This is a genomic window from Marmoricola sp. Leaf446 (genome assembly GCF_001424755.1).
Lineage (GTDB): Bacteria > Actinomycetota > Actinomycetes > Propionibacteriales > Nocardioidaceae > Marmoricola.
Genome location: NZ_LMRF01000006.1, coordinates 634,763 through 655,233, shown reverse-complemented (window position 1 = coordinate 655,233; position 20,471 = coordinate 634,763). Strand labels below are relative to the sequence as shown.

The following is a 20,471-nucleotide window of genomic DNA, read 5'->3' as shown; positions in this document are numbered from 1 at the left end:
AGACCGGGACGAACCGGTCAGCGGCGGCCAGTTTCGCCACACCAGTAGCCCGGATTGTCCGATCAGCGCCGACAGCCCGCGGGGCGTCGTACGTCGGGGTGGCCCCGACGCCCACTGCGCATGACGTCCCGGGGTGCGTCAGACGCAGTGGCGCCCCGGGCGACCAGCTCGTACGACGCACGGGGCGACCCGGCGGCGGGGAGCAGGTCCGACCCGGCGATCTAGTCGAAGATGCCGCTGTAGGCGTTGAGCGCGGGCTGGCCGCCGAGGTGGGCGTAGAGGACCGTGGAGTCGCGGGGGATGTCGCCGCTGGTGACGAGGTCGACGAGGCCGGCCATCGACTTCCCCTCGTAGACGGGGTCGATGATCATCCCCTCGAGCCGCCCGCTGAGCCGGATCGCCTCGATCGTGGACTCGACGGGGATGCCGTAGAGGTCGCCGGCCCAGCCCTCGAGCACGGTGACCTCGTCCTCGCGCAGGTCGCGGCCGAGCTCGATCAGCTCCGCGGTGTGACGGGCGATGCGGGCCACCTGGGCGCGGGTCTTCTCCAGGGTCGCGGAGGCGTCGATGCCGAGGACGCGGCGCGGGCGGCCGGTGATCTCCTCCAGCGCGGCGAACCCGGCGATCATGCCGGCGTGCGTGGAGCCGGTCACCGTGCAGACCACGACGGTGTCGAAGAAGACGCCGAGCGCGCGCTCCTGCTCGGCGACCTCGAAGGCCCAGCTCGCGAAGCCGAGACCGCCGAGACGGTGCTCTGAGGCGCCGGCCGGGATGGCGTACGGCGTGCCGCCGGCCTCCTCGACCTCGCGCAGCGCGTCCTCCCAGGACGCCCGGATGCCGATGTCGAAGCCGCTGTCGTCGAGGCGCACGTCGGCGCCCATGATCCGCGACAGCAGGATGTTGCCGACGCGGTCGTTGACCGGGTCGTCCCAGTCGACCCACCGCTCCTGCACCAGCCGGCAGCCCAGCCCCAGCTTGGCCGCGACGGCGGCGACCTGGCGGGTGTGGTTGGACTGGTAGCCACCGATCGAGACCAGCGTGTCGGCGCCCGAGGCGAGCACGTCGGGGACGATGTACTCCAGCTTGCGGGTCTTGTTGCCGCCGTACGCCAGGCCGGAGCTGACGTCCTCGCGCTTGGCCCAGACCGCGGCGCCGCCGAGGTGGTCGGTGAGCCGGTCGAGCCGGTGGACCGGGCTCGGGCCGAAGGTCAGCGGGTAGCGCTCGAAGTCGTGCAGCCTCATGCGGGGTGCTCCTCGGTGGTGGCGGGGTCGGGGGTCAGGTCGACGAGGTGGTCGAGGCATCGCCAGGTCTCGCGCTCGACGGCGGCGGCGTCGTCGGCCCGTCCGGCGGCGAGGTGGTCGAGCAGCCGGGCGTGCCGGACGACCGAGTCGTGGCCGGCCAGCGAGGCGAAGCGAAGCCGCTCGGCGCGGCGTACGGACGGGGTGTGCTGGTCGAGCACGTCGGCCACGGCGCGGTTGCCGGCGACCCGCACCGGTACGCCGTGCAGCTCGTCGTCGGCGGCCAGCGCCGCCTCCACGTCACCGGACGCGATCGCCGCGGCGAACGCCTCTCCGGCCCGGCGCATCTCGTCGAGGTCGGTCGCGGTCAGCAGGGGTGCGGCCTCGCGGACCGCCAGCTCGTGCATCGCCGCGACCACGGCGCTCGCCTCCCGCAGGGTGCGCGCGTCGGGGGTGGTGACGACGGTCGAGCGACCGGGCACGGTGGCGACGAGGCCGGCGCGCTCGAGGCGGAGCAGGGCCTCGCGGACCGGCGTACGGCTCACCCCGAGCTGCTCGGCGAGGTCGACGTCGCGCAGCTGCTCGCCCGGCGCCAGGTCGCCGATGACCAGGGCTGCACGCAGCCGGTCGTGCACGTCGTCGCGCAGCAGTCGCCGCGGGACGGGGGTCGAGACAAGCGGCATGCAATATATTGCAGCACGGATCGGGCTCGTTGACCAGTCCGAGGTGACCGGGGAGACGGGTGGTCCCTGACGTTCTCGCCCCGGATCGCGCGGGGAGGGGCGAGGACGTCAGGGACTACCGAGCAGGGTGGGCCTCAGTCGAGGTCCCCGACGAGCACCGCCTCGGCCTCGTCGCGCTGCGCCTCCTCGGCGGTCTCCTCGTGGCGGGTGGTGGCGGCGACGGTGCGGGCGCCCACGGCGAGCACCACGACGCCGATCGCGACCATGACCGCGCCGAACCAGAACGGCGCGTGGACGTGCGGGGCGGCCTCGGAGCCGAAGAGCCGCAGCGCGACGTAGGGGCCGACGGCGCCGCCGGTGAACCGCACGAAGGAGTACGCCGCGGACGCGACCGGCCGCTCGACCGGCGCCGCCCCCATCACGGCCTCGGTGATGAGGGTGTTGTTGCTGCCGATGAAGGCACCCGAGGCGACGATGCCGACGATCACGACGGTGGGCTGGTCGGCCCAGATCGCCATCACGGCGAGGTCGGCGGTGAAGAGCACCAGCGTGGCCAGGATGGCCGGCACGGTGCCGATCGCCCGCTGCACCAGCGGCGCCACGACGACCGAGACGAACGCGACGAGCAGGCCCCAGCCGAAGTAGACCCAGCCGATCTCGATGATGCCGAGCTCGGGCAGCGCGAACGGGCCGGCGGCGAGGATGGTGAAGAAGCCGATGTTGTAGAAGATCGCGGTCACCGCGACGATCAGCAGCGGCTTGTGGGTCAGCGCGCGGAACGGGTCCGCGAGCGACGTACGCCGGCCGGTCGGCGGGGTGCTGGGCAGGAAGATCGCGGTGGCGATCAGGGCGACCACCATCAGCACCGAGACGCCGAAGAACGGGGCGCGCCAGGACTGCTCGCCCAGGACGCCGCCGATGAGCGGGCCCGAGGCGATGCCGATGCCCAGGGCCGCCTCGAACAGGATGATCGCCTGCCCGGTCGAGCCCTTGGCCGACATCACGATGGTGGCCAGCGCGGTGGCGACGAAGAGCGCGTTGCCCAGGCCCCAGCCGGCGCGGAACGCCACGATGGCACTGACCGAGTCGGACGCGCCGGCGAGCGCGGCGAAGACGATGATGAGCACGAGTCCCGAGAGCAGGGTGCGCTTGGCGCCGATGCGGCTCGAGACCACGCCGGTGACGAGCATGGCGATGCCCATGATCGCCATGTAGCTGGTGAACATCAGCGAGACCTGGCTCGGCGTGGCGTCGAGCTGGGCGGCGATGGACTTCAGGATCGGGTCGACCAGGCCGATGCCCATGAAGGCGATGACGCAGGCGAACGCGACCGCCCAGACGGCCCGGGGTTGCTTCAGCATGACTTCCTCTGCAGGTGGTGGTGGATGGTCAGGAGACGAGCTCGCGCAGGACCGCTACGGCGGTGGCGAGGTCGTCGGGGGAGAGGCCGGCGGCCTCGGTGCGGTCGGCGACGAGCGCGGCGTTGCGCTCGCGGACGCCAGCGAGCTGCGCCCGGCCCGCGTCGCTCAGCGCGACCAGGGTCGAGCGGGCGTCGTCGGGGTGGGGGGAGCGGTCGACCCAGCCCTTGTCGGCGAGGCCCTTGACCAGCCCGGTCATCGTCGGCTGGCGGCAGCGGTCGGCCTCGGCGAGCGCACCGACCGTGCTGGGACCGAGCTCGTCGAGCAGGCTCAGCACGCGGGTGCTGGCGGCCGGGACGCCGACGTCGTTGCGGCGTACGACACGCACCAGCCGGGCGGTCAGGACCACCAGCTCGTTGCTGAGGTGCTGCACGTCGTGGTTGCTCACGACAACCAGTATGCATAGGCAGGCTATGGACATGCAACCTCAGGTGGCACCGGTCGGGCTCGCCCAGGTCTCTATTCACTCCGAGTAGTCATCGTGTGTATAGTCGCGCCATGTCCACCGCCCACGTGCTGCTCGGCGTCCTCGCGGGCGGTCCGGCGCACGGCTACGACCTCAAGCGCGAGCACGACGCCCGGCTGCCCGGCGCCAAGCCGCTGGCCTACGGCCAGGTCTACGCGACGCTGGCGCGGCTCGAGCGCGACGGGCAGGTCGAGGTCGCCGCGACCGAGGGCGGGAGCGGTCCCGAGCGCACCGTCTACGCCATCTCCGAGGTCGGCGAGGAGGTGCTGCTCGACTGGCTCGCCACCCCCGAGCAGCCCGGGCCGTACGCCGCGGAGGAGCTGGTGCGCAAGACCGTCACCGCGCTGCGGCTGCACCGGGACGCCCGCCCCTTCCTGGCCGCCCAGCGGGCGCTCCACCTCGAGCGGATGCGGGCCCTGGTCGCCGAGCAGCGAGCGGCGCCCGACGTCGAGGCGCGGATCGCGCTCGACCACACCATCGTCCACCTCGACGCCGACCTGAGGTGGCTGGACGACGCGGCTGCACGGGTCGCCGACGAGGGGAACGCACTGCGATGACCAGCACTGACGGGAGTGGCGCCACGGCGCTGCTGCGCGCGCACGCCCTGCACAAGTCCTTCGGTCGCACCGAGGCCCTGCGCGGCGCCTCGGTCGAGGTGGCCGCGGGCGAGGTGGTGGCCCTCACCGGCCCGTCCGGCAGCGGCAAGTCGACGCTGCTGCTGTGCCTGGCCGGGGTGCTGCGCCCCGAGGCCGGCTCGGTCGCCTACGACGGCTCGCGCCTCGACGACCTGCCGGAGGCGACGCGCACCCGGCTGCGGCGCCGCGAGTTCGGGCTGGTGCTGCAGTTCGGCCAGCTGGTGCCCGAGCTGAGCGCGGTGCAGAACGTCATGGTCCCGCTGTTGCTCGAGCGGCACGGCCGCGCCGCCGCCCGCACCGCCGCGCTGGCGTGGCTGGACCGTCTCGGGGCCGCCGGCCTGGCCGACGCGCTGCCCGGCGACCTCTCCGGCGGGGAGTCCCAGCGGGTCGCGATGGCCCGCGCGCTGGTGACCGGGCCGTCGGTCGTCTTCGCCGACGAGCCGACGGGCTCGCTCGACCGGGTCAGCGGTGAGGACGTGATGGAGGTCCTGGTCTCGACCGCGCAGTCCACCGGCGCCGCGGTGGTGCTGGTGACGCACGACAACCGCGTCGCTGCGTACGCCGATCGCGAGGTCGTGCTGCGCGACGGCGCCGTCGACGACCCGGCGGTCGTGCGGTGACGACGCTCGCGCTCGTCCTGCTGCGCCGGGGCGGACGGCTGCGGCCGGTGGTGGTCGCCGCGACGACGGCGGTGGTGACCTCGCTGGTCCTGGTGGTGGTCGCCGTGCTGATGCTCCCCGCCGACCCCGACGAGCTGTTGTTCAACGTGGTCCAGGAGCCGGGGCTGCGCTACGGCACCGTGCTCGGCATGAGCCTGCTCGTGGTGCCGCTGCTGCTCCTGCTCCACCAGGCGTTGCGGCTCGGCAACGCCTCGCGGCAGCGCCGGCTGGCCGGCCTGCGGATCGCAGGCGTGACGGCGCGCGAGGCGCGCCTGCTGGGGGCGGGGGAGGTCGCCGTCCCCGCCCTGGTCGGCTCGCTGCTCGGCATCGTCGGCTTCGGTGTGCTGCGGTCCGTCCTCGGCGGCGGTGCCGACGGCGGTCCGTCCCTGGTGGTCGGTGACTACGGCTACTCCGTCGCGCTGGTCCCGACCTCGGTCACGCCGACCTGGTGGATGGTCACGTCGGTCGTGGCGGGCGTCACTGCCCTCGGTGTCCTGCTCGGGCTGCGCACCGGCTCCGGGGTCAGCGACCCTCCCCACGGCGTGTCGCGTCGCAGCGCAGCGCGGGCGCCGCGACCGTGGGGGGCCTGCGTCCTGGTCGCGCTGGTCCTCCTCACCGTCCCCGCGGCGGTCGTCCCGCCCGTGGCGTACGCCCTGTTCGTGGACGGGTTCGGGACGCTCGCGCTGGTCGCGGTCACGGTCCTCGCCTTCGTCAGCACCGGACCGTGGGCAGCCCACCTCGCGGGTCGCGTGGCGCAGGACCGTGCGAGCACCGTCCCCGTCCTGCTCGCGGCCAGGCGGCTGGTCGTGGACCCGCGGCCCGCGGGTCGGGCGGGCGCGGCGGTCGGTGGGGTGGGTCTGGTGGCGGGCGGCGTCGGCGTGCTGCTGGGCGACGTGGTCGGGTCGGGCGGAGCGGACTTCTTCTTCGTCTTCTCCTACGTCCTGGTCGCCCTGGGGCTGCTCGTGACCCTGCTGCTGGTGAGCCTGACGCTCGCGGTGCACTCCGTTGAGACGCTCACCGACCGGCGTCGCTCGATGGCCTCGCTGCACGCCCTGGGTGTGCCGGCGACCGACGTCCGCCGCTCGCAGCAGTGGGAGGGCTACCTCGTCGCGGTCCCGATGTCGCTCGTCGGCACGCTGCTCGGCGCGTGGACGGTGGGCGGCACGGCGGTCGTCGACCCGGCGGCCGGACCGGCCCCGCTCGTGCTCACCCTGGCGTGCGTCGTGCTCACGCCGGTCCTGGCCGCGTGTGCGGTGCGACTCGCGGTCGCGCTCACCGGCCCGGTGGCACGTCGCGTCGTCGATCCCGAGCACCTCCGCACCGCGTGAGCCCGCCTGCCTAGGCTGGCGCGGTGTTCCTCCTCTTCGGCTTCGGCACCAAGCAGCGCCACGTCGGCCCGGGCGACTCCCGCACCTGCCCGCGCTGCCACAACACGACGCGGTGGGCGCGGATGCGGCAGTACCGCCAGTTCACGCTCTTCTTCGTCCCCGTCGCCCGCTGGAAGCGGCAGGAGCTCGAGGTGTGCGGCATCTGCGGCACGTCGGCGGTCGTCTGAGCGGTAGGTCTCGGTCGTCCGGTGGGTGTGCGGCGACGCTGGCATCCCGGTGAGGGGCAGTTTCACCGGCCGGCCGGTGAAACTGCCCCTCGCTGACACGCCAGCGCTGTGCGACCGGGGTGTCGACGACGCTGGTCTGACACTGGCACTCGCGGACCGACGTACGACGCCCCGCGGTCTGCTGCGCCGGGGAGCCGGGCGCTCCGCCGGAGATGTTGCTCCGGCGCAGTGGCGGTTTCCCAGGCGACCTCGGGAATCCGCCACCGGTCAGCCCAGCCCTAGAAGGGAGGCCGACCCGTCCCGCTGACCCGGAACCGACCCCAGGGGTCGCGGTCGGAGAGCCGAGCCGGCGCCTCGCCGTACGCCGTGCGCAGCGTGACAACCGACCCGGACCTGCCGTCGTCCAGGGAGTCGTCGGCTGCGACGCGGCCCCACCAGTGGAACAGCCCGTCGATGGGCTGGAAGTGGCCGCGCAGCCGGACCCGGACCTCCACGCCGCCGACCAGCGCGGGTCCGTCGTAGGACTCCCCGGGCTCGTGGACGACCGGCGTCGTGTTCGGGGTGTCCGGCGTCGTCGGCGCGCTCACTCGGCCACCAGCCGCAGCTTGCCCTGGCGGTCGACGACGACGCCGTGCTCGGAGGCGATGCCCTCGAAGGCGTGCCAGACGAACGAGCTGAGGTAGCGCGAGACCGCCGCCCGGCTCATCGTCCTGCGCCGCAGCCACCACTCGCCGGTGGAGAGACCGAGCCCGACCAGGCCGTGCGCCCAGGGCTCCGCGCCGGCGGCGTCGAGGCCGAGGTCGCGCAGGACGTCGCCGAGGGTGCGGGCGATGGTCGCGGCGACCATCTCCTTGCCGTCGGCCAGGGGGTCGTCGGTCGTGGGGTGCTCGACGAGCAGGAAGAACACGTGGGGGTGGGCGGCGATCAGCCGCAGGTAGACCTCGCACCCCTTCTCCACGCGCTCGCGGATCGGGGTGTCGGTCAGCAGCACGGGGAGCAGCCCGTCGATCACCTGCTGCGCGCCCCAGGCGCCGACGGCGCGGTAGAGGTCGTCCTTGTCGGCGAAGTAGCGGTAGAGCACGGGCCGGCTCACCCCGGCCGACGCCGAGACCTGCGCGATCGACGCGCCCGGCCCGTGCTCGTCGATCGCGGCGACCGCGGCCTCGACCAGCTCGGCGCGACGCGCCTCGCGGTGCTCGTCCCAGCGGGAGGCGCGGCCGTCCTCGGAGGAGACCAGGTCCTTGACCCCGTCCCGCACCCCGGTGCCGACGCGTCTAGCGGTGTCGGTGACGTCCTTGACGCGGCGTGTCATGGTCGTCACAGTAACTCAGTGTTACGGCAAGTAACAGTTACTTCGAGTCAGGAGTCCCGATGAGCCTCTCCGTCCCCGAGCGCCTGCTGAAGTCGTCCGCGCGCCACTCCTACGACCCCGAGGTCGACATCGACTGGGACGCCGCCGTGGACCCGACGCTGTGGGGGATGCAGCCCGAGCGGATGTCGCTCTACGGCACCGAGCTGTGGGAGGGCCTCACCCCGGAGCAGCGGGTCACGCTGTCGAACCACGAGGTCGCCTCGATCGCGAGCGTCGGGCTGTGGTTCGAGCTGATCCTGATGCAGATGATGCTCCGGGACGCGTACGACGACGACCCGACCACCGCGCACATGCACTACGCGTTGACCGAGGTGGCCGACGAGTGCCGGCACTCCACCATGTTCGGCAAGTCGATCGCCCACCTCGACGTCCCGGCGTACGGCCCGCCCGCCTCGGTGCACCGCCTCGGTCGGCTCTTCCACACGGTGGTGCGCGGGCCCTCGGCGTACGCCTCGATCCTGGTGGCCGAGGAGATCCTCGACACCTGGCAGCGCGAGGTGATGAAGGACGAGCGGGTGCAGCCGGTGACGCGGATGGTCGCGCGGATCCACGTGCTGGAGGAGGCGCGGCACATGACCTTCGCCCGCGACGAGGTACGCCGCCAGGTGGCGGGACTGTCCGGGCTGGCGCTGCTGAAGCAGCAGGTCCTGACCGCGCAGACCTGCTTCATGGTGGCCCGCTCGCTGGTCAACCCCGAGGTCTACCGCTCGGTCGGCATCGACCCTCGGGTGGGGCGTCGTGCGGCGCTCGGCAACCCCCACTACCGCGCCACGATGCAGTGGATGGGGGAGAAGCCGCTGGCGTTCCTGCGCGAGAACCGGCTGCTGCCCGCCCACCAGGAGAAGACCTGGCGGGGGTCGCTGCTGCTGGGGTGAGCCTCAGCGCCGCGGGTCGGGCTCCGCGGAGGTTGCGGCTCCCCGGACCAGGTGGAGCCCCACGGCCGCGAGGGACGCGGCGGCGAGCACGAACAGGACGGTCTCGCCCGCGGCTCCCATGGCGGCGCCGAAGAGCGAGAGGAAGACCGCCGACCCGGCGACGATGGCGAGCGGGGCGGGGACCTGGCCGGCACGGGCCAGGCCGGTCAGCAGCATCGGCCAGCCGAGGTGGAAGCCCAGGAGCGCGAGCACCGCGGTGAAGCCCAGGCTCACGGCGCTGTCGGTCCGGGCGAAGGCGTCGAGCAGCTCTTGGGAGACAGGTGGGGCGCCGACCATCGCGGCCGCCTCGGCGTGGAACTGGCCGAAGGCGAACAACGCCACCAGCGAGGCTGCGGTCAGCGTCCCTCCGGCCGCGGTGAGCCGGACGCCGCGGCCCGTGACGACCCGGGCGCGGTAGCCGAGCACGGCCGGCAGCTGCAGCAGGGCGGTGGCCATCACCAGCAGTCCCCAGCTGGTCCAGGCGGCGCGTGAGCCGGCCACCGAGACGGCGAAGACCTCGTCGCCCCCGCGCGGCTGCACAATCGACGCCGCCGCGAGGGTGACGCCGCCCAGGACGAGCATCGCGCCGGCCCACCGTCGCCGTCGCACGCGCCGGCGGGTGGCGTCGTCGGGCCGGCCCGGCTTCGTGCTGGGACGGACCTCGGAGGGGGGTGCGGACGGTGCGGTCATGGCGGTCATGGCGTCTCCCGGTGCGGTGGTCTGGGTGGCAGCGACGCTAGGCAGCCGTACGTCGCCGCCGCGCCCGGCGTGGGGCCGATCCGCATCGGTGTCAGGGAGGACGCCGGGCGCCGATCTCCACCCTGGGACTGATGCCGCGGGGCGCCGATCGTCCTACGCTCGTGGACATGAGGTCCTGGGCACTGGACCCACGCACACGCCACGCGCTGCTGGCCGTCGGGCTCGCGGTGGGGGCGGTCGCGCAGCTCGGGGTCGACGGTGACGTCGGTGCGCCGCTCCTCGGGTGGGTCCTCCTCACCACGCTCCCGCTGGCGCTTCGCGACCGCGCGCCGGTCACCGCCGGGCTCGTGGTCCAGGTCGTCTTCCTGGTCGGCACGCCGTGGGCGTTGCAGGTCGAGCTGCTGGCGCAGGGGGTCGCGGTGTTCCTCGTCGCCACCTACGTGGCGGCCCTGGGACCGGGTTCGTGGCGTGGATCGGTCCTCGCCGGGCTGGCGTCCCTGGCGCTGCTCGGGACCCAGGGCGCGATCGACCCGCGCTTCGACGCGACCGGTGCGGTGGTGGCGAACTGCGTCTACGTCGCGATGTCGTGGGGCGTCGCGGCGGCGGTCCGCGTCCATGCTGAGAGCGCGCGACGGTCGCGGCGGCTGGCCGAGCACGCGACGCGCACCTCGCGGCAGCAGGCGCGCCTGGCCGTCGAGGAAGAACGCTCCCGGCTGGCCCGTGAACTGCACGACGTGCTGGGGCACTCGATCTCGGTGATGGTGATGCGGGCGCGGGGCGGCATCCACGACCACGCGACCGATCCCGCCGTCGGGCTCGAGGCGCTGCGTGACGTCGAGGCGGTGGGGGCGCGGGCACTGGCCGACGTGCGCGTGCTCCTGCAGCTCGACCACGGCACACCGGCCGCCGACGACCCGGGTCCGGATCGTGAGGAGGGTGGCGCCGAGCACCGTCCGGCCCCGGGGATCGACGACCTGGCGGAGCTCGCCGCCCAGACGACCCGCGCCGGGCTGACGGTCGAGCTGAGCGAGCGTGGTGACCGCCGGCCGGTCAGCGGCGGACTCGCGCTGACGGCGTACCGCGTGGTGCAGGAGTCGCTCACCAACGTGATGCGTCACTCGCACGCGCCCTCGGCCCGGGTCGTGCTGGTGTGGGGCGAGCAGGACCTGCGGGTCGACGTCACCGATGCCGGGCCGTCGCTCCTGGGACCGCCGGGCGGTCGCGGGCTGCTGGGGATGACCGACCGGGTCAGGCTGCTGGGGGGCGAGCTCTCCTGGGGCGAGGTCGAGGGCGGTGGGTTCGGCGTACGGGCCTGCCTCCCGGTCACGTCCCCGTGAGCGGCTCGCCGGGACTCCGGCTGCTGGTGGTCGACGACGAACGGCTGGTCCGTCTCGGGCTGAGCGGCATCCTCTCCTCGGCCCCCGACGTGGAGGTGGTGGGGGAGGCCGCGGACGGCGTCGAGGCGGTCGAGGTCGCTCGGGCGACGCGCCCGGACGTGGCCCTCGTGGACGTGCGGATGCCGCGCTGCGACGGCATCGAGGCCACGCGCCGGCTGCGCGCGTTGCCGTCGCCGCCGGCCGTCGTGGTGCTGACCGCGTTCGATCTCGACCGCTACGTCTACGAGGCGGTGCAGGCGGGCGCCTGCGGGTTCCTGCTCAAGGACGCCCCGGAGGAGCGGCTGCTGGCCGCGGTCCGCGGGGCGGTCGAGGGCGTGGCCCTCTTCGACGCCCGGCTGACCCTGCGTCTGGTCGGCCGGTTCGCGGCCCGGACCCGGGCCGGGACCGAGCTGCGGCGTCGCCTGACGCCGCGGGAGGAGACCCTGCTGCTCGAGCTGGCCTCGGGTTCCGGCAACGCGGCCATCGCCGCGCGCCTGGACATCACCGAGGCCACCGTGAAGACCCACGTCTCGCACATCTTGGCCAAGCTCGGGCTGCAGACCCGTGTGCAGGCGGTGGTCCTCGCCTACGAGTCGGGCCTGGTCGGCACCGACCCGCGTTCCCCACGTTGACCCTCCCGCCGCGGGTCTGGCTCCGGGGGCAGCGGCTGCGGGTCGAGCTCGGCCAGCACGCGGTCCACGTCGAGGACCATCCAGCGCCGTCCACGTCCCCCGACGATGATGATCGAGGTCTCCTCGGCGATGGTGGGTCGCTGGTCGTCGTCGCGGACCTGCAGCGGCGTCCCGGTGACCACCGCCTCCAGGACGTCGGCCTGGCCGGCCGGCAGCGTCTCGAACAGGTCCTGCAGGTGGGACTGCACGTGTCGGATGTCCTCGGTGCGTCCCATCGCGGGACTCCTCTCCTCGGGTCGACCGCAGGCCGCAGGCCTGTCCAGGTCAGATCCCGAGACCGTCGCTCCACTGTGCGCCCGAACGCCGCGCCGCACCAGCCCCCGACGACGGGGGCTAGCGTGGGGACCCCGGCCGACGACCACCCGAGGGACGATCCACATGCCCCGCATGACCCCCAGCACGGTCCGGCTCCACGGCCACGACCTGTCCTACGTCGACAGCGGCACCGGCCCTGTCGTGCTGTTCATCCACGGGATCCTGGGCTCGCAGCGCCAGTGGGAGCACCTCGTCGACCGGATGGACGACGACCACCGGGTGCTGCTGCCCGACCTGTTCGGCCACGGCGACTCGGCCAAGCCGTCCGGCGACTACTCGCTGAGCTCCCACGCCGCGACCCTGCGCGACCTGCTCGACCGCCTCGGCGTCGACCGGGTGACGCTGGTGGGCCACTCGCTGGGCGGCGGCATCGCGATGCAGTTCTTCTACCTCTTCCCCGAGCGGGTCGAGCGCCTGGTCCTGGTCTCGAGCGGGGGACTGGGTCGCGAGGTCAACCTGGTGCTCCGCGCGGCGACCCTGCCCGGCGCGGCGCAGGTGCTCGGCGTCGTCGCCTCCGCACCGGTGCTGTCCCGCCTCGAGGCTCTCGGCCGCGGGGCCCAGCGGATCGGCTGGAAGCCCGGCGCCGACGTGGCCGCCGTCTGGCGCGGCTTCAGCACCCTCGGCGACCGCGAGAGCAGGGCCGCGTTCCTGTCCACAACCCGCGCCGTCATCGACGTCGGCGGCCAGAGCATCTCCGCCCACGACCACCTCGAGGGCGCGCTGCCGGTCCCGACGCTGATCGTGTGGGGCACCCGGGACCACATGATCCCGGCCGCGCACGCCGTCGCCGCCCAGCAGGCGGTGCCGGACTGTCGGGTCGAGCTGTTCGAGGGCGCCGGGCACTTCCCCCACCTCGACGCCCCGGACCGGTTCGCCCGGGTGCTGCGGGCGTTCGTCGCGGACGTCCCGGCCCAGGCGCGGCCCCGCCACGGGTGGGCGAGGCGACCCGCGCGCAAGGGGCTTCCCGGATAGCGTCCTGGGATGCCCGGTCGACGTCCGCCCCCGGCCCGTCGCCGCACCGCGTCACCACGCCGGACCGGCACGCGCGACCGGGCGCTGCCGGTCGCCGGACCGGGCGAACGGCTGTGGGTGCTCGACGTCCCCTACGGCACCCAGGTCGAGGGGGCCACGTGGCACCCGGCGGTCAGGACCCATCTCCACGTCGGCCGCGCCCTCCCGGCGCACCTCGCGCCGTACGCGCCGGGCCCGCACACCCTCGGGCGGTTCGTCGAGAACACCCTCAACGCCGACGGCCCGACGCCCGTCCCCGAGCCGACGGGCGTGCTCGAGCCACGGCAGAACCAGTACGAGGCGGCCGACGCGATCGCGGCACGAGCCGCGGCGGGCGGACGTCAGTTCCTGCTGGCCGACGAGCCGGGCGTGGGCAAGACGATCTCCGCGGTCCTCGGGGCGACGGCGGTCGGCGACCTCCGGGGTGCGCGACGGGTGCTCGTCGTGGCGGACCGGCCCGCCGCGATCACCATCGGCCACTGGTGCCGCACCATCGAGGCGCTGGGCGACGCCGGCCTGGAGTGGGTGGTGATCACCTGGGACCGGCTCGAGAAGGTCACGGGCCACGACTGGGACGTGATCATCGCCGACGAGGCCCACGCGCTGCGGCGTACGACGACGAAGCGGTGGAAGCACTGGGCGCGGGTCTCGGGGCACGGACGATCGCACGAGACGGCGCCGTTCGTCATCGCGACTACCGCGACCCCCGGACACACGCCGCTGGAGCTGCCCTACCTCGCCCCCGCCTACGGGCAGGTCCACGACGAGCCGGTGCGCGAGTGGACCTCGGCGTCCCGACCGGCCGAGGTGTTCGCCGCCGCGCTCGAGCGCCACGGCGTCGGGGTCGAGCAGGGTCGTCACGGCGCGACCTGGACCACCGACGCCGGGCGGCGCGCCGCGGACCTGAAGCTGGTGCGCGGCTGGCTGGCCGACGACCGTCCCCCGGCGATGCTGCACCGCGCCGCGCCGTGGGGCCCGGTGCCGATCTCCGGGATGCCGGTGGCGCTGACGCCGACGGAGCGCAGCGCGTACGACGCCGAGTGGGGCGAGTTCTGCCGCGAGATGGAGATCGCGCGGCGTGGCCGCAGCATCGCGAAGGGCCGGTCCGCGCTGCTGCGCTTCCGTCAGAAGGCCGGGCTGCTCCGGGTCGACTCGACGGTCGCCTGGATCGCCCAGCAGGTCCAGGCCGAGCGCCAGGTGGCGTGCTCGGTGGAGTTCGTCGCCACCGCGGCCGACCCGATCGCCGACCGGCTGCGCGACTCGGGCATCGACGTGGCCACGATCTACGGCCGCGACCGGTTCGACCCCGAGGTCGAGCGGCTGCGGTTCCAGACCGGGCGAGCGAGGGTCTGCGTGTTCACCACGGTCGCGTCGATCAGCCTGCACGCCGGTGAGGCCCTCCCCGACGGTCGGCGGGCCAGCACCGAGCCTCGGGTCGGCGTCTTCCACCAGCCACGGTTCTCGGGGATCGCGGGGCGGCAGGTGACCGGCCGCACCCACCGCGACCACCAGGTCTCGCCGTGGCACGTGGCCTACGCCGAGGGCACGGTCGAGGAGCAGGTCGGCAAGGTGATGGTCGAGCGGATCGCCGCCGCCTCCGACACCGTCGGCGGCGACACCACCGGACTGGCCGACCTCGCCCGGCTCCTCGGGGCCGACTGGCTCCCGACCACGACGCTGACCGAGGACGGGGCCTGACCGTCCGTCGGTCCGACCTGCGAGAGTGCGAGCCGGAGCCGGCACCCCGGCCCGTCGTACCCGACCCAGGAGAACGCCTTGATCTACATCACCGTGAAGAAGAAGCTCAAGCCCGGCACCGCGGAGGCCTACCTCGCGGCGAGCCAGGCCTACACCGACGCGACCCGCGCCGAGCCCGGCAACCTGTTCTACGAGCACTACCGCAGCGTCGACGACCCCGACACGATCCTGACGATCGAGGCCTTCACCGACAAGGCGGCCGGCGAGGCCCACGTCAACACCGACCACTTCCAGAACGGGGTGGACGGCGACGCCAAGCAGTACATCGCCGAGCGCCCGGACATCATGTACATCGACGCCGCGGACCGTGACGGCTGGGACAAGATGTCGGAGTTCTGAGCCGTACGCCGGACCTCAGATCGCCCGCAGCCCGGCGGTCACGACGACCGCGACGACGACGCACAGCACGAGCGAGCAGCGTCGCCAGAGCATCACGCCGGCGACGGCGACGCCGACGGTGTGGGCACCCACCGACCACGAGCGCCCGCTGGCGAGCACCGAGGTGACGACGAGCGCGCACAGGAGCGTCGGCGCCATCAGCACGATCACGCGGGTGAACCACGGCGGCAGCTCCCGGCCGCCGAGGAGCACCGGGCCGAAGGCCTTGATGAGGACCGTCAGCGCGGCGCAGCCGAGGATGAGGACCCAGACCTGGGTGGAGGTCAGCGTCATGCCGGTCTCCTCACGAGACCGATCAGCGCCACGGCGCTGGCGGCCAGGATCGGGATGCCCGGAGGACTGATCGGCACCAGCGCGAGGGCGAGGAGACCGCCGCCCGCCGCCGCCCAGCGGGACGTCCGGTCCCTCAGCTCGGCGATCAGCAGCGACAGGAAGAACACCGGGTAGATCGCGTCGAGGCCGAGCCGGTGCGTGTCACCCAGGGCCTGCCCGAAGACCGCGCCGACGACCGAGCCCAGTGTCCAGGTGAGGTACTGCGGGAGGGTCGTGCCGAACAGCAGCCACCGGTCGAAGGTGCCGTCGCCGCGGTTGGCCAGCGCCCACGAGGAGTCGACGACGGTCTGGCCCTGCGCCGCCCGCTTCCACGGGCCGCCCGGCAATGACGGCGCCAGCGCGACGCCCATGGCCAGGAAGCGCGTGTTCATCAGGCTCGCCGCGGTCAGCGCGGCGGGGATGCCGCCACCGACGGTGACCACCGACAGCATCGCGAACTGAGCGGAGCCGGCGAACACGACCGCCGAGGTGACGACCGCCTGGGTGACGCTGAAGCCGGCCTGACGGGCCAGGACGGCGAACGAGAGGCTGAGCAGGAAGCCGACCACCGCGAACGGGACCCCCAGCCGCACGCCGCGACGGAACGCCTCGCGCGCCCCCGCGTCCCTCGCCTCCGCCACGTCCGCAGTGTAGGAAGCCCTGACCGGCAGCCGGGAAGAAGGCGGGCCGGGGCGGGGTTCTGCCCGACATGAAGAACATCGGCTTCCTGTCGTTCGGCCACTGGAACCCGTCGGCGCACTCGCAGGTGCGCTCGGCCTCCGACGTGCTGCTGCAGTCGATCGAGCTCGCGGTCGCGGCCGAGGAGCTGGGCGCCGACGGCGCCTACTTCCGGGTGCACCACTTCGCCCGGCAGCTCGCCTCACCGTTCCCCCTGCTCGCCGCGGCCGGCGCCAGGACCAGCCGGATCGAGCTGGGCACCGGCGTGATCGACATGCGCTACGAGAACCCGCTCTACATGGCCGAGGACGCCGGGGCCGCCGACCTGATCGCCGGCGGCCGGCTGCAGCTCGGCGTCAGCCGCGGATCACCGGAGCAGGTGGTCGACGGCTTCAAGTACTTCGGCTACGACCCGGGCGAGGGCAACGACCACGCCGGCATGGCGCGTGAGCACACACGGGTGTTCCTCCAGGCGATCGAGGGCGCTCGGTTCGCCCAGCCCCACCCGCGACCGATGTTCCCCAACCCGCCCGGGCTGCTCGGTATCGAGCCGCAGTCGCCCGGCCTGCGCGACCGGATCTGGTGGGGTGCCGGTACCCGCAAGACCGCCGTCTGGGCTGGGGAGCAGGGCATGAACCTGATGAGCTCGACGCTGCTCACCGAGGACTCGGGGGTGCCGTTCCACCAGCTCCAGGCCGAGCAGATCCACCTGTTCCGCGAGGCGTGGAAGACGGCCGGCCACCAGCGCGAGCCGCGGGTCTCGGTCAGCCGCAGCATCTTCCCGATCGTCGACGCGACCGACCGGGCGTACTTCGGTGCGCAGCGGGGCAGCGAGGACCAGGTCGGGTTCATCGACGGCGGCACGGCCCGGTTCGGCAAGACGTACGCCGGTGAGGTCGACCAGCTGGTGAGGGAGCTGGCCGAGGACGAGGCGATCGCGGCCGCGGACACGCTGCTGCTGACGATCCCCAACCAGCTCGGCGTCGACTACAACGCGCACCTGCTCGACAGCGTCGTGCGCCACGTCGCCCCGGAGCTGGGCTGGCGCTGAGGGCGCTCAGGCCCGGAGCACCTTCTCCATCGGCTTGCCCTTCGCGAGCTCGTCGACCAGCTTGTCGAGGTAGCGGATCCGCCGCATCAGCGGGTCCTCGACCTCCTGCACCTTGACCCCGCAGACCGACCCGGTGATGAGCGAGACGTGCGGGTGGAGCGAGGCCGCGGCGAAGAAGTCCTCGAAGGTGGTGCCGGCCTCGAGGTGGTGCTGCAGCGTGGGCGCGTCGAAGCCGGTGAGCCAGCCGACGACCTCGTCGAGCTCGGCCCGGGTGCGCCCCTTCTTCTCCACCTTGGCGAGGTAGTGCGGGTAGACCGACGCGACGCTGGTGGTGAAGATCCGGTGGCCCATGCCCGGAGGGTAGACCGGGCACCGACCGCGGGTCACGGGCCACGGGGTCCTGGCGCGGGCCCGGAGGGCGTGATTGGCTGCCACGTCGGGGCGTTCCGTCGGGGCGTCCCCTGCCGCCGGCTCGGGGAGGCGTCGTGGACGAGTCGCTGGACGGCGCCCACCTGTGGCGCCTGACGCTCGAGCACTCGCCCATCGGGATGAACCTCGTCGCCCTCGACGGCCGGCTGCTCATGGTCAACCGCGCCTTCTGCGACATGCTCGGCTACGACGCGACCACGTTGACTCGGCGCGGGTTCCAGGACGTCAGCCACCCGGACGGGGCCGAGGCCGACCGCCTGGTCTTCGCCCGGGCCAGCTCGGGTGAGATCGACTCCTTCCGGATGCTCAAGCGCTACGTCCACGCCGAGGGCCACGCCGTGTGGGGCGACCTGTCGGTCGCGCTGGTGCGCGACGGCGACGGGCACCCGCTCCACCTGATCGCGCAGATCCTCGACGTGACCGAGCAGCGCGAGCGGGAGGCGCGCCTGGAGGCCGCCCGGGCCGAGCTGCAGCGCGAGCACCAGACGCTGGAGGCGATCTTCGAGGCGGTGAGCGTCGGCCTGCTGCTGATCGGGCGCGACGGTCGCTACGAGCGGATGAACCGCCGCCACCGGGAGACCATGGACCTGCCGTTCCCGGACGGGCACGCGGGACAGGCCGGCCAGCTGGGCCACGTCTACCACCTCGACGGCGAGACCCTGCTGACCGCGGAGGAGATGCCGTCGTCCCGGGCGGTCGCGGGGGAGGAGTTCTCCGACTTCACCTACTGGGTCGGTCGCGACCCCCGCACCCGCGCCGCGTTCTCCACCTCGGCCCGGCAGGTGCGCGGTCCCGACGGCGAGCGGCTCGGCGCTGCCCTGGCCTACCAGGAGGTCACCGAGCTGCTGCGCGCGGTGCAGGTCCAGGACGAGTTCGTCTCCTCGGTCTCCCACGAGCTGCGTACGCCGATCACCTCGGTGCTCGGTTACCTCGAGCTGCTGTGCGACCACGACGACCTGCCGACCGACGTGCTGGCCCAGCTGCACGTCGTACGCCGCAACGCCGAGCGGCTCGAGTCGCTGCTCTCCGACCTGCTCCTCGTCGGCCAGGTGGGGGAGGACCGGCTGGTGCCGCAGCGGGCGTGGAGCGACCTGGCCGCGGTGCTGGACGAGGCGGTCGAGTCGGTCCGACCCGCCGCGGCCGAGCGGGGCGTCGACGTCGCGCTCGACGCCCCGACCGGGGTCACGGCCCTCGTGGACGAGCAGCAGGTCCGTCAGGTGGTCGACAACCTGCTGTCCAACGCCGTGAAGTACAGCGACGTGGGCGGAGCCGTCGGCGTCCTGCTCCGCCAGGTCGCGGGTGCGGTCGAGATCGAGGTCCGCGACACCGGGATGGGCATCCCGTCGCACGAGGTGGACCTGGTCTTCGGCCGGTTCTTCCGCGGCGATGCGGCGCGGGAGCAGCACATCGCCGGCACCGGTCTCGGCCTCGACATCGTCAGCTCGATCGTCGCCGCCCACGCGGGCACGGTCAGCGTCGAGAGCGAGGTGGGTCGCGGCAGCACCTTCCGGGTGGTGCTGCCCCAGCCGGGCGGGGTGCCCGAGGACCCCGCCGGCGCGTAGACGACAGCAGCCCACGACCGGGAGGTCGCGGGCTGCTGGTCGAGCGGGAGGTCAGCGGGTCAGCTGTCCTTGCGCTCCTGCTTCTTGGTCTCGGTGAGCTGCTCGAGGCGCTCGGCGTCGGCGCGGGCGTCGTCGGCGGCCTTCTTCGACGCCTTGGCGTCGTCGAGCTCGGCCTTGGCCTCGCGCTGGGCGGCGGCCTTCTTGTCCTCGGCGCGCTTCTGCTCCGCGGCCTTCTGCTTCTCGACGGCGTCCTTGCGGTCCTGCGCCTTCTTGTCCGCGGCGGCCTTCTTGTCGGCGGCGACCTGCGCGGCCTTCTTCTCGGCCTCGGCCTTGCCCTTCGCCTCGGCGACGTCGGCCTCCTTCAGCCCGGACGCGGCCTTGTCCTGGGCCTGCTCGCGCTGCTTGGCGGCCTTGCGGCGCGCGGCGGCGGACTTCTTGGAGGCCTCGCGGCGACGCTCGGCGGCCTCGGCCTCGAGCTGGGTGGCGGTCGCGAGCTTGGCCGAGCGCTCCAGGCGGTCGGTGCCGCGCCGGGTCAGCTGCTCGTTGAACAGCAGCGTGCCGGCCAGCTTGTCGGTGGAGCCGACGACGCGGTCGAAGCCGAGACGCGCGGGGGCGTCGTCCGCGACCCGGCTGCTCAGCCGACGGTCGACGACCGTCAGGGGAAAGCGGGCGATCTCGTAGGGCAGGGCGATCAGGGTCTTGATCATGGGGTGGGTCCTCACTTCTCGGTGTCGGCGCGCAGCTGCGCGGCCTGTACGTCGGCCTGGGTGGCCTCGCGCTCGAGGCGCGCCTTCTCGGCAGCGGCCTGCTGCTCGGTGGCGTCGGCGGAGCGCACCTCGCGCTCCGCGTCCTGCAGGTTCTTCTCGGCGAGCTGCTCGGCGTCGCGCTCGGCCTTGGCGCGCTCGGCGGCGGCCAGCTGGGCGGCGTCGCGCTCGGCGGCGTCGTGCTCGCCCTCGCGGCGGTCCTCGACCTGCGACTCCGCCTTGGCGGCGTCCTTCTGGGCCTCGCCCTGCTCGCGGGCGGCCTCGCGGCTGGTCTCGCGGAGCTCCTGCGAGGCCTCCTCGCGCTTGGCGTCGGCCACGGCCTCGTCAGCGACAGCCTGCTTGCGGTTGGCGGCCTCGGCCTGCTGGAGCTGGCCCTCCTCGACCAGCTCGTCCTTCCCGGTCACGGCTCCGGCCACTTCCTTGGCCTTGCCCTTGACGCTGTCCAGCAGTCCTTCGCGTGCCTGTGCGGCGTTGTCGTTGCTCAT

General features: G+C 73.5%; 25 protein-coding genes. 12 read left to right on the top strand and 13 right to left on the bottom strand.

Features of this window, described 5'->3' with window-relative positions; genetic code table 11:
- Positions 1 to 221 precede the first annotated feature (221 nt).
- The 4 genes from ASG49_RS17880 to ASG49_RS17865 all read right to left on the bottom strand — a co-directional run bounded on the left by ASG49_RS17880 (position 222) and on the right by ASG49_RS17865 (position 3,727).
- Positions 222 to 1,241 carry a 1-aminocyclopropane-1-carboxylate deaminase gene (locus ASG49_RS17880; protein WP_056544720.1) on the bottom strand — a complete coding sequence of 340 codons (1,020 nt, stop codon included), beginning with the start codon at positions 1,239 to 1,241 and terminating at the stop codon, positions 222 to 224.
- Positions 1,238 to 1,921 carry a GntR family transcriptional regulator gene (locus ASG49_RS19490; RefSeq protein WP_056544715.1) on the bottom strand — a complete coding sequence of 228 codons (684 nt, stop codon included), beginning with the start codon at positions 1,919 to 1,921 and terminating at the stop codon, positions 1,238 to 1,240. The genes ASG49_RS17880 and ASG49_RS19490 overlap by 4 nt, the downstream gene beginning before the upstream one ends.
- A 134-nt stretch (positions 1,922 to 2,055) precedes the next feature.
- Entirely contained in the window at positions 2,056 to 3,282 is a 1,227-nt protein-coding gene (locus ASG49_RS17870) for an MFS transporter (protein ID WP_056544711.1), read from the bottom strand.
- 28 nt (positions 3,283 to 3,310) lie between these two features.
- Positions 3,311 to 3,727 (bottom strand): MarR family winged helix-turn-helix transcriptional regulator, encoded by a 417-nt coding sequence (locus tag ASG49_RS17865; RefSeq protein ID WP_235562157.1) that lies wholly within the window; start codon positions 3,725 to 3,727, stop codon positions 3,311 to 3,313.
- A gap of 110 nt (positions 3,728 to 3,837) precedes the next feature.
- On the opposite strand from ASG49_RS17865, the gene ASG49_RS17860 reads away from it, so the two are divergent.
- The 4 genes from ASG49_RS17860 to ASG49_RS17845 are packed head-to-tail and all read left to right on the top strand — an operon-like array spanning position 3,838 to position 6,654.
- Positions 3,838 to 4,362 (top strand): PadR family transcriptional regulator, encoded by a 525-nt coding sequence (locus ASG49_RS17860; RefSeq protein ID WP_056544706.1) that lies wholly within the window; start codon positions 3,838 to 3,840, stop codon positions 4,360 to 4,362.
- Complete coding sequence (locus ASG49_RS17855) at positions 4,359 to 5,060, top strand: ABC transporter ATP-binding protein (protein ID WP_056544702.1); 702 nt, start codon at positions 4,359 to 4,361, stop codon at positions 5,058 to 5,060. The genes ASG49_RS17860 and ASG49_RS17855 overlap by 4 nt, the downstream gene beginning before the upstream one ends.
- Positions 5,057 to 6,427 (top strand): FtsX-like permease family protein, encoded by a 1,371-nt coding sequence (locus ASG49_RS17850; protein WP_056544699.1) that lies wholly within the window; start codon positions 5,057 to 5,059, stop codon positions 6,425 to 6,427. The genes ASG49_RS17855 and ASG49_RS17850 overlap by 4 nt, the downstream gene beginning before the upstream one ends.
- A gap of 23 nt (positions 6,428 to 6,450) precedes the next feature.
- Complete coding sequence (locus ASG49_RS17845; protein WP_056544696.1) at positions 6,451 to 6,654, top strand: zinc-ribbon domain-containing protein; 204 nt, start codon at positions 6,451 to 6,453, stop codon at positions 6,652 to 6,654.
- A 278-nt stretch (positions 6,655 to 6,932) separates the two neighbouring features.
- Here ASG49_RS17845 and ASG49_RS17840 read toward each other — a convergent pair whose 3' ends face one another.
- A complete protein-coding gene (locus tag ASG49_RS17840) occupies positions 6,933 to 7,241 on the bottom strand; it encodes a DUF4873 domain-containing protein (protein ID WP_056544693.1) in 309 nt (102 codons plus the stop codon).
- Complete coding sequence (locus ASG49_RS17835; protein ID WP_082534244.1) at positions 7,238 to 7,966, bottom strand: TetR/AcrR family transcriptional regulator; 729 nt, start codon at positions 7,964 to 7,966, stop codon at positions 7,238 to 7,240. The genes ASG49_RS17840 and ASG49_RS17835 overlap by 4 nt, the downstream gene beginning before the upstream one ends.
- 59 nt (positions 7,967 to 8,025) lie before the next feature.
- On the opposite strand from ASG49_RS17835, the gene ASG49_RS17830 reads away from it, so the two are divergent.
- On the top strand, positions 8,026 to 8,901 hold the full coding sequence (locus ASG49_RS17830) for a diiron oxygenase (RefSeq protein ID WP_056544687.1): 876 nt from the start codon (positions 8,026 to 8,028) through the stop codon (positions 8,899 to 8,901).
- Positions 8,902 to 8,904: 3 nt separating this feature from the next.
- On the opposite strand, the gene ASG49_RS17825 is transcribed toward ASG49_RS17830, so the two are convergent.
- On the bottom strand, positions 8,905 to 9,630 hold the full coding sequence (locus ASG49_RS17825; RefSeq protein WP_235562156.1) for a hypothetical protein: 726 nt from the start codon (positions 9,628 to 9,630) through the stop codon (positions 8,905 to 8,907).
- Positions 9,631 to 9,806: 176 nt separating this feature from the next.
- Between ASG49_RS17825 and ASG49_RS17820 the strand changes: the two genes are divergently transcribed.
- Together ASG49_RS17820 and ASG49_RS17815 are read left to right on the top strand one after the other, a co-directional pair.
- Positions 9,807 to 10,976 carry a sensor histidine kinase gene (locus ASG49_RS17820; protein ID WP_162244542.1) on the top strand — a complete coding sequence of 390 codons (1,170 nt, stop codon included), beginning with the start codon at positions 9,807 to 9,809 and terminating at the stop codon, positions 10,974 to 10,976.
- Positions 10,973 to 11,647 carry a response regulator transcription factor gene (locus ASG49_RS17815; protein WP_056544678.1) on the top strand — a complete coding sequence of 225 codons (675 nt, stop codon included), beginning with the start codon at positions 10,973 to 10,975 and terminating at the stop codon, positions 11,645 to 11,647. The genes ASG49_RS17820 and ASG49_RS17815 overlap by 4 nt, the downstream gene beginning before the upstream one ends.
- Here the strand turns inward: ASG49_RS17815 and ASG49_RS17810 are convergent.
- Positions 11,602 to 11,922 (bottom strand): hypothetical protein, encoded by a 321-nt coding sequence (locus ASG49_RS17810; protein WP_056544675.1) that lies wholly within the window; start codon positions 11,920 to 11,922, stop codon positions 11,602 to 11,604. The genes ASG49_RS17815 and ASG49_RS17810 overlap by 46 nt on opposite strands.
- 163 nt (positions 11,923 to 12,085) lie before the next feature.
- Here ASG49_RS17810 and ASG49_RS17805 point away from each other — a divergent pair, with 163 nt between their 5' ends.
- The 3 genes from ASG49_RS17805 (at position 12,086) to ASG49_RS17795 (ending at position 15,130) form a co-directional block, all read left to right on the top strand.
- Positions 12,086 to 12,994, top strand: coding sequence for an alpha/beta fold hydrolase (locus ASG49_RS17805; protein WP_200936374.1), 909 nt, complete (start codon positions 12,086 to 12,088; stop codon positions 12,992 to 12,994).
- Positions 12,995 to 13,003: 9 nt separating this feature from the next.
- Positions 13,004 to 14,731, top strand: a complete 1,728-nt coding sequence (locus tag ASG49_RS17800; protein ID WP_056544669.1) for a hypothetical protein — start codon at positions 13,004 to 13,006, stop codon at positions 14,729 to 14,731.
- Between the two features lie 78 nt (positions 14,732 to 14,809).
- A complete protein-coding gene (locus ASG49_RS17795; protein ID WP_056544667.1) occupies positions 14,810 to 15,130 on the top strand; it encodes a putative quinol monooxygenase in 321 nt (106 codons plus the stop codon).
- 15 nt (positions 15,131 to 15,145) lie between these two features.
- Here ASG49_RS17795 and ASG49_RS17790 read toward each other — a convergent pair whose 3' ends face one another.
- Positions 15,146 to 15,463, bottom strand: a complete 318-nt coding sequence (locus ASG49_RS17790) for an AzlD domain-containing protein (protein WP_056544663.1) — start codon at positions 15,461 to 15,463, stop codon at positions 15,146 to 15,148.
- Positions 15,460 to 16,143: an AzlC family ABC transporter permease gene (locus ASG49_RS17785; protein WP_056544661.1), complete on the bottom strand. Its 684-nt coding sequence runs from the start codon at positions 16,141 to 16,143 to the stop codon at positions 15,460 to 15,462. Before ASG49_RS17785 ends, ASG49_RS17790 begins: the two co-directional genes overlap by 4 nt.
- 68 nt (positions 16,144 to 16,211) lie before the next feature.
- On the opposite strand from ASG49_RS17785, the gene ASG49_RS17780 reads away from it, so the two are divergent.
- Positions 16,212 to 17,231, top strand: coding sequence for an LLM class flavin-dependent oxidoreductase (locus tag ASG49_RS17780; RefSeq protein ID WP_056544658.1), 1,020 nt, complete (start codon positions 16,212 to 16,214; stop codon positions 17,229 to 17,231).
- A 6-nt stretch (positions 17,232 to 17,237) separates the two neighbouring features.
- On the opposite strand, the gene ASG49_RS17775 is transcribed toward ASG49_RS17780, so the two are convergent.
- Positions 17,238 to 17,582, bottom strand: a complete 345-nt coding sequence (locus ASG49_RS17775; RefSeq protein WP_056545072.1) for a DUF2200 domain-containing protein — start codon at positions 17,580 to 17,582, stop codon at positions 17,238 to 17,240.
- A gap of 134 nt (positions 17,583 to 17,716) precedes the next feature.
- On the opposite strand from ASG49_RS17775, the gene ASG49_RS17770 reads away from it, so the two are divergent.
- On the top strand, positions 17,717 to 19,222 hold the full coding sequence (locus ASG49_RS17770) for a cell wall metabolism sensor histidine kinase WalK (protein WP_056544653.1): 1,506 nt from the start codon (positions 17,717 to 17,719) through the stop codon (positions 19,220 to 19,222).
- A 59-nt stretch (positions 19,223 to 19,281) separates the two neighbouring features.
- On the opposite strand, the gene ASG49_RS17765 is transcribed toward ASG49_RS17770, so the two are convergent.
- Together ASG49_RS17765 and ASG49_RS17760 are read right to left on the bottom strand one after the other, a co-directional pair.
- A complete protein-coding gene (locus ASG49_RS17765) occupies positions 19,282 to 19,929 on the bottom strand; it encodes a hypothetical protein (protein ID WP_056544651.1) in 648 nt (215 codons plus the stop codon).
- Between the two features lie 11 nt (positions 19,930 to 19,940).
- Positions 19,941 to 20,471: a hypothetical protein gene (locus ASG49_RS17760; RefSeq protein ID WP_056544649.1), complete on the bottom strand. Its 531-nt coding sequence runs from the start codon at positions 20,469 to 20,471 to the stop codon at positions 19,941 to 19,943.

Coding starts and splice junctions, on each gene's coding strand:
- ASG49_RS17760 (WP_056544649.1), bottom strand. CDS start 20,471: ATGAGCAACGACAACGCCGCACAGGCACGCGAAGGACTGCTGGACAGC.
- ASG49_RS17805 (WP_200936374.1), top strand. CDS start 12,086: ATGCCCCGCATGACCCCCAGCACGGTCCGGCTCCACGGCCACGACCTG.
- ASG49_RS17780 (WP_056544658.1), top strand. CDS start 16,212: ATGAAGAACATCGGCTTCCTGTCGTTCGGCCACTGGAACCCGTCGGCG.
- ASG49_RS17835 (WP_082534244.1), bottom strand. CDS start 7,966: ATGACACGCCGCGTCAAGGACGTCACCGACACCGCTAGACGCGTCGGC.
- ASG49_RS17790 (WP_056544663.1), bottom strand. CDS start 15,463: ATGACGCTGACCTCCACCCAGGTCTGGGTCCTCATCCTCGGCTGCGCC.
- ASG49_RS17810 (WP_056544675.1), bottom strand. CDS start 11,922: ATGGGACGCACCGAGGACATCCGACACGTGCAGTCCCACCTGCAGGAC.
- ASG49_RS17880 (WP_056544720.1), bottom strand. CDS start 1,241: ATGAGGCTGCACGACTTCGAGCGCTACCCGCTGACCTTCGGCCCGAGC.
- ASG49_RS17765 (WP_056544651.1), bottom strand. CDS start 19,929: ATGATCAAGACCCTGATCGCCCTGCCCTACGAGATCGCCCGCTTTCCC.
- ASG49_RS17870 (WP_056544711.1), bottom strand. CDS start 3,282: ATGCTGAAGCAACCCCGGGCCGTCTGGGCGGTCGCGTTCGCCTGCGTC.
- ASG49_RS17825 (WP_235562156.1), bottom strand. CDS start 9,630: ATGACCGCACCGTCCGCACCCCCCTCCGAGGTCCGTCCCAGCACGAAG.
- ASG49_RS17855 (WP_056544702.1), top strand. CDS start 4,359: ATGACCAGCACTGACGGGAGTGGCGCCACGGCGCTGCTGCGCGCGCAC.
- ASG49_RS17820 (WP_162244542.1), top strand. CDS start 9,807: ATGAGGTCCTGGGCACTGGACCCACGCACACGCCACGCGCTGCTGGCC.
- ASG49_RS19490 (WP_056544715.1), bottom strand. CDS start 1,921: ATGCCGCTTGTCTCGACCCCCGTCCCGCGGCGACTGCTGCGCGACGAC.
- ASG49_RS17860 (WP_056544706.1), top strand. CDS start 3,838: ATGTCCACCGCCCACGTGCTGCTCGGCGTCCTCGCGGGCGGTCCGGCG.
- ASG49_RS17775 (WP_056545072.1), bottom strand. CDS start 17,582: ATGGGCCACCGGATCTTCACCACCAGCGTCGCGTCGGTCTACCCGCAC.
- ASG49_RS17800 (WP_056544669.1), top strand. CDS start 13,004: ATGCCCGGTCGACGTCCGCCCCCGGCCCGTCGCCGCACCGCGTCACCA.
- ASG49_RS17830 (WP_056544687.1), top strand. CDS start 8,026: ATGAGCCTCTCCGTCCCCGAGCGCCTGCTGAAGTCGTCCGCGCGCCAC.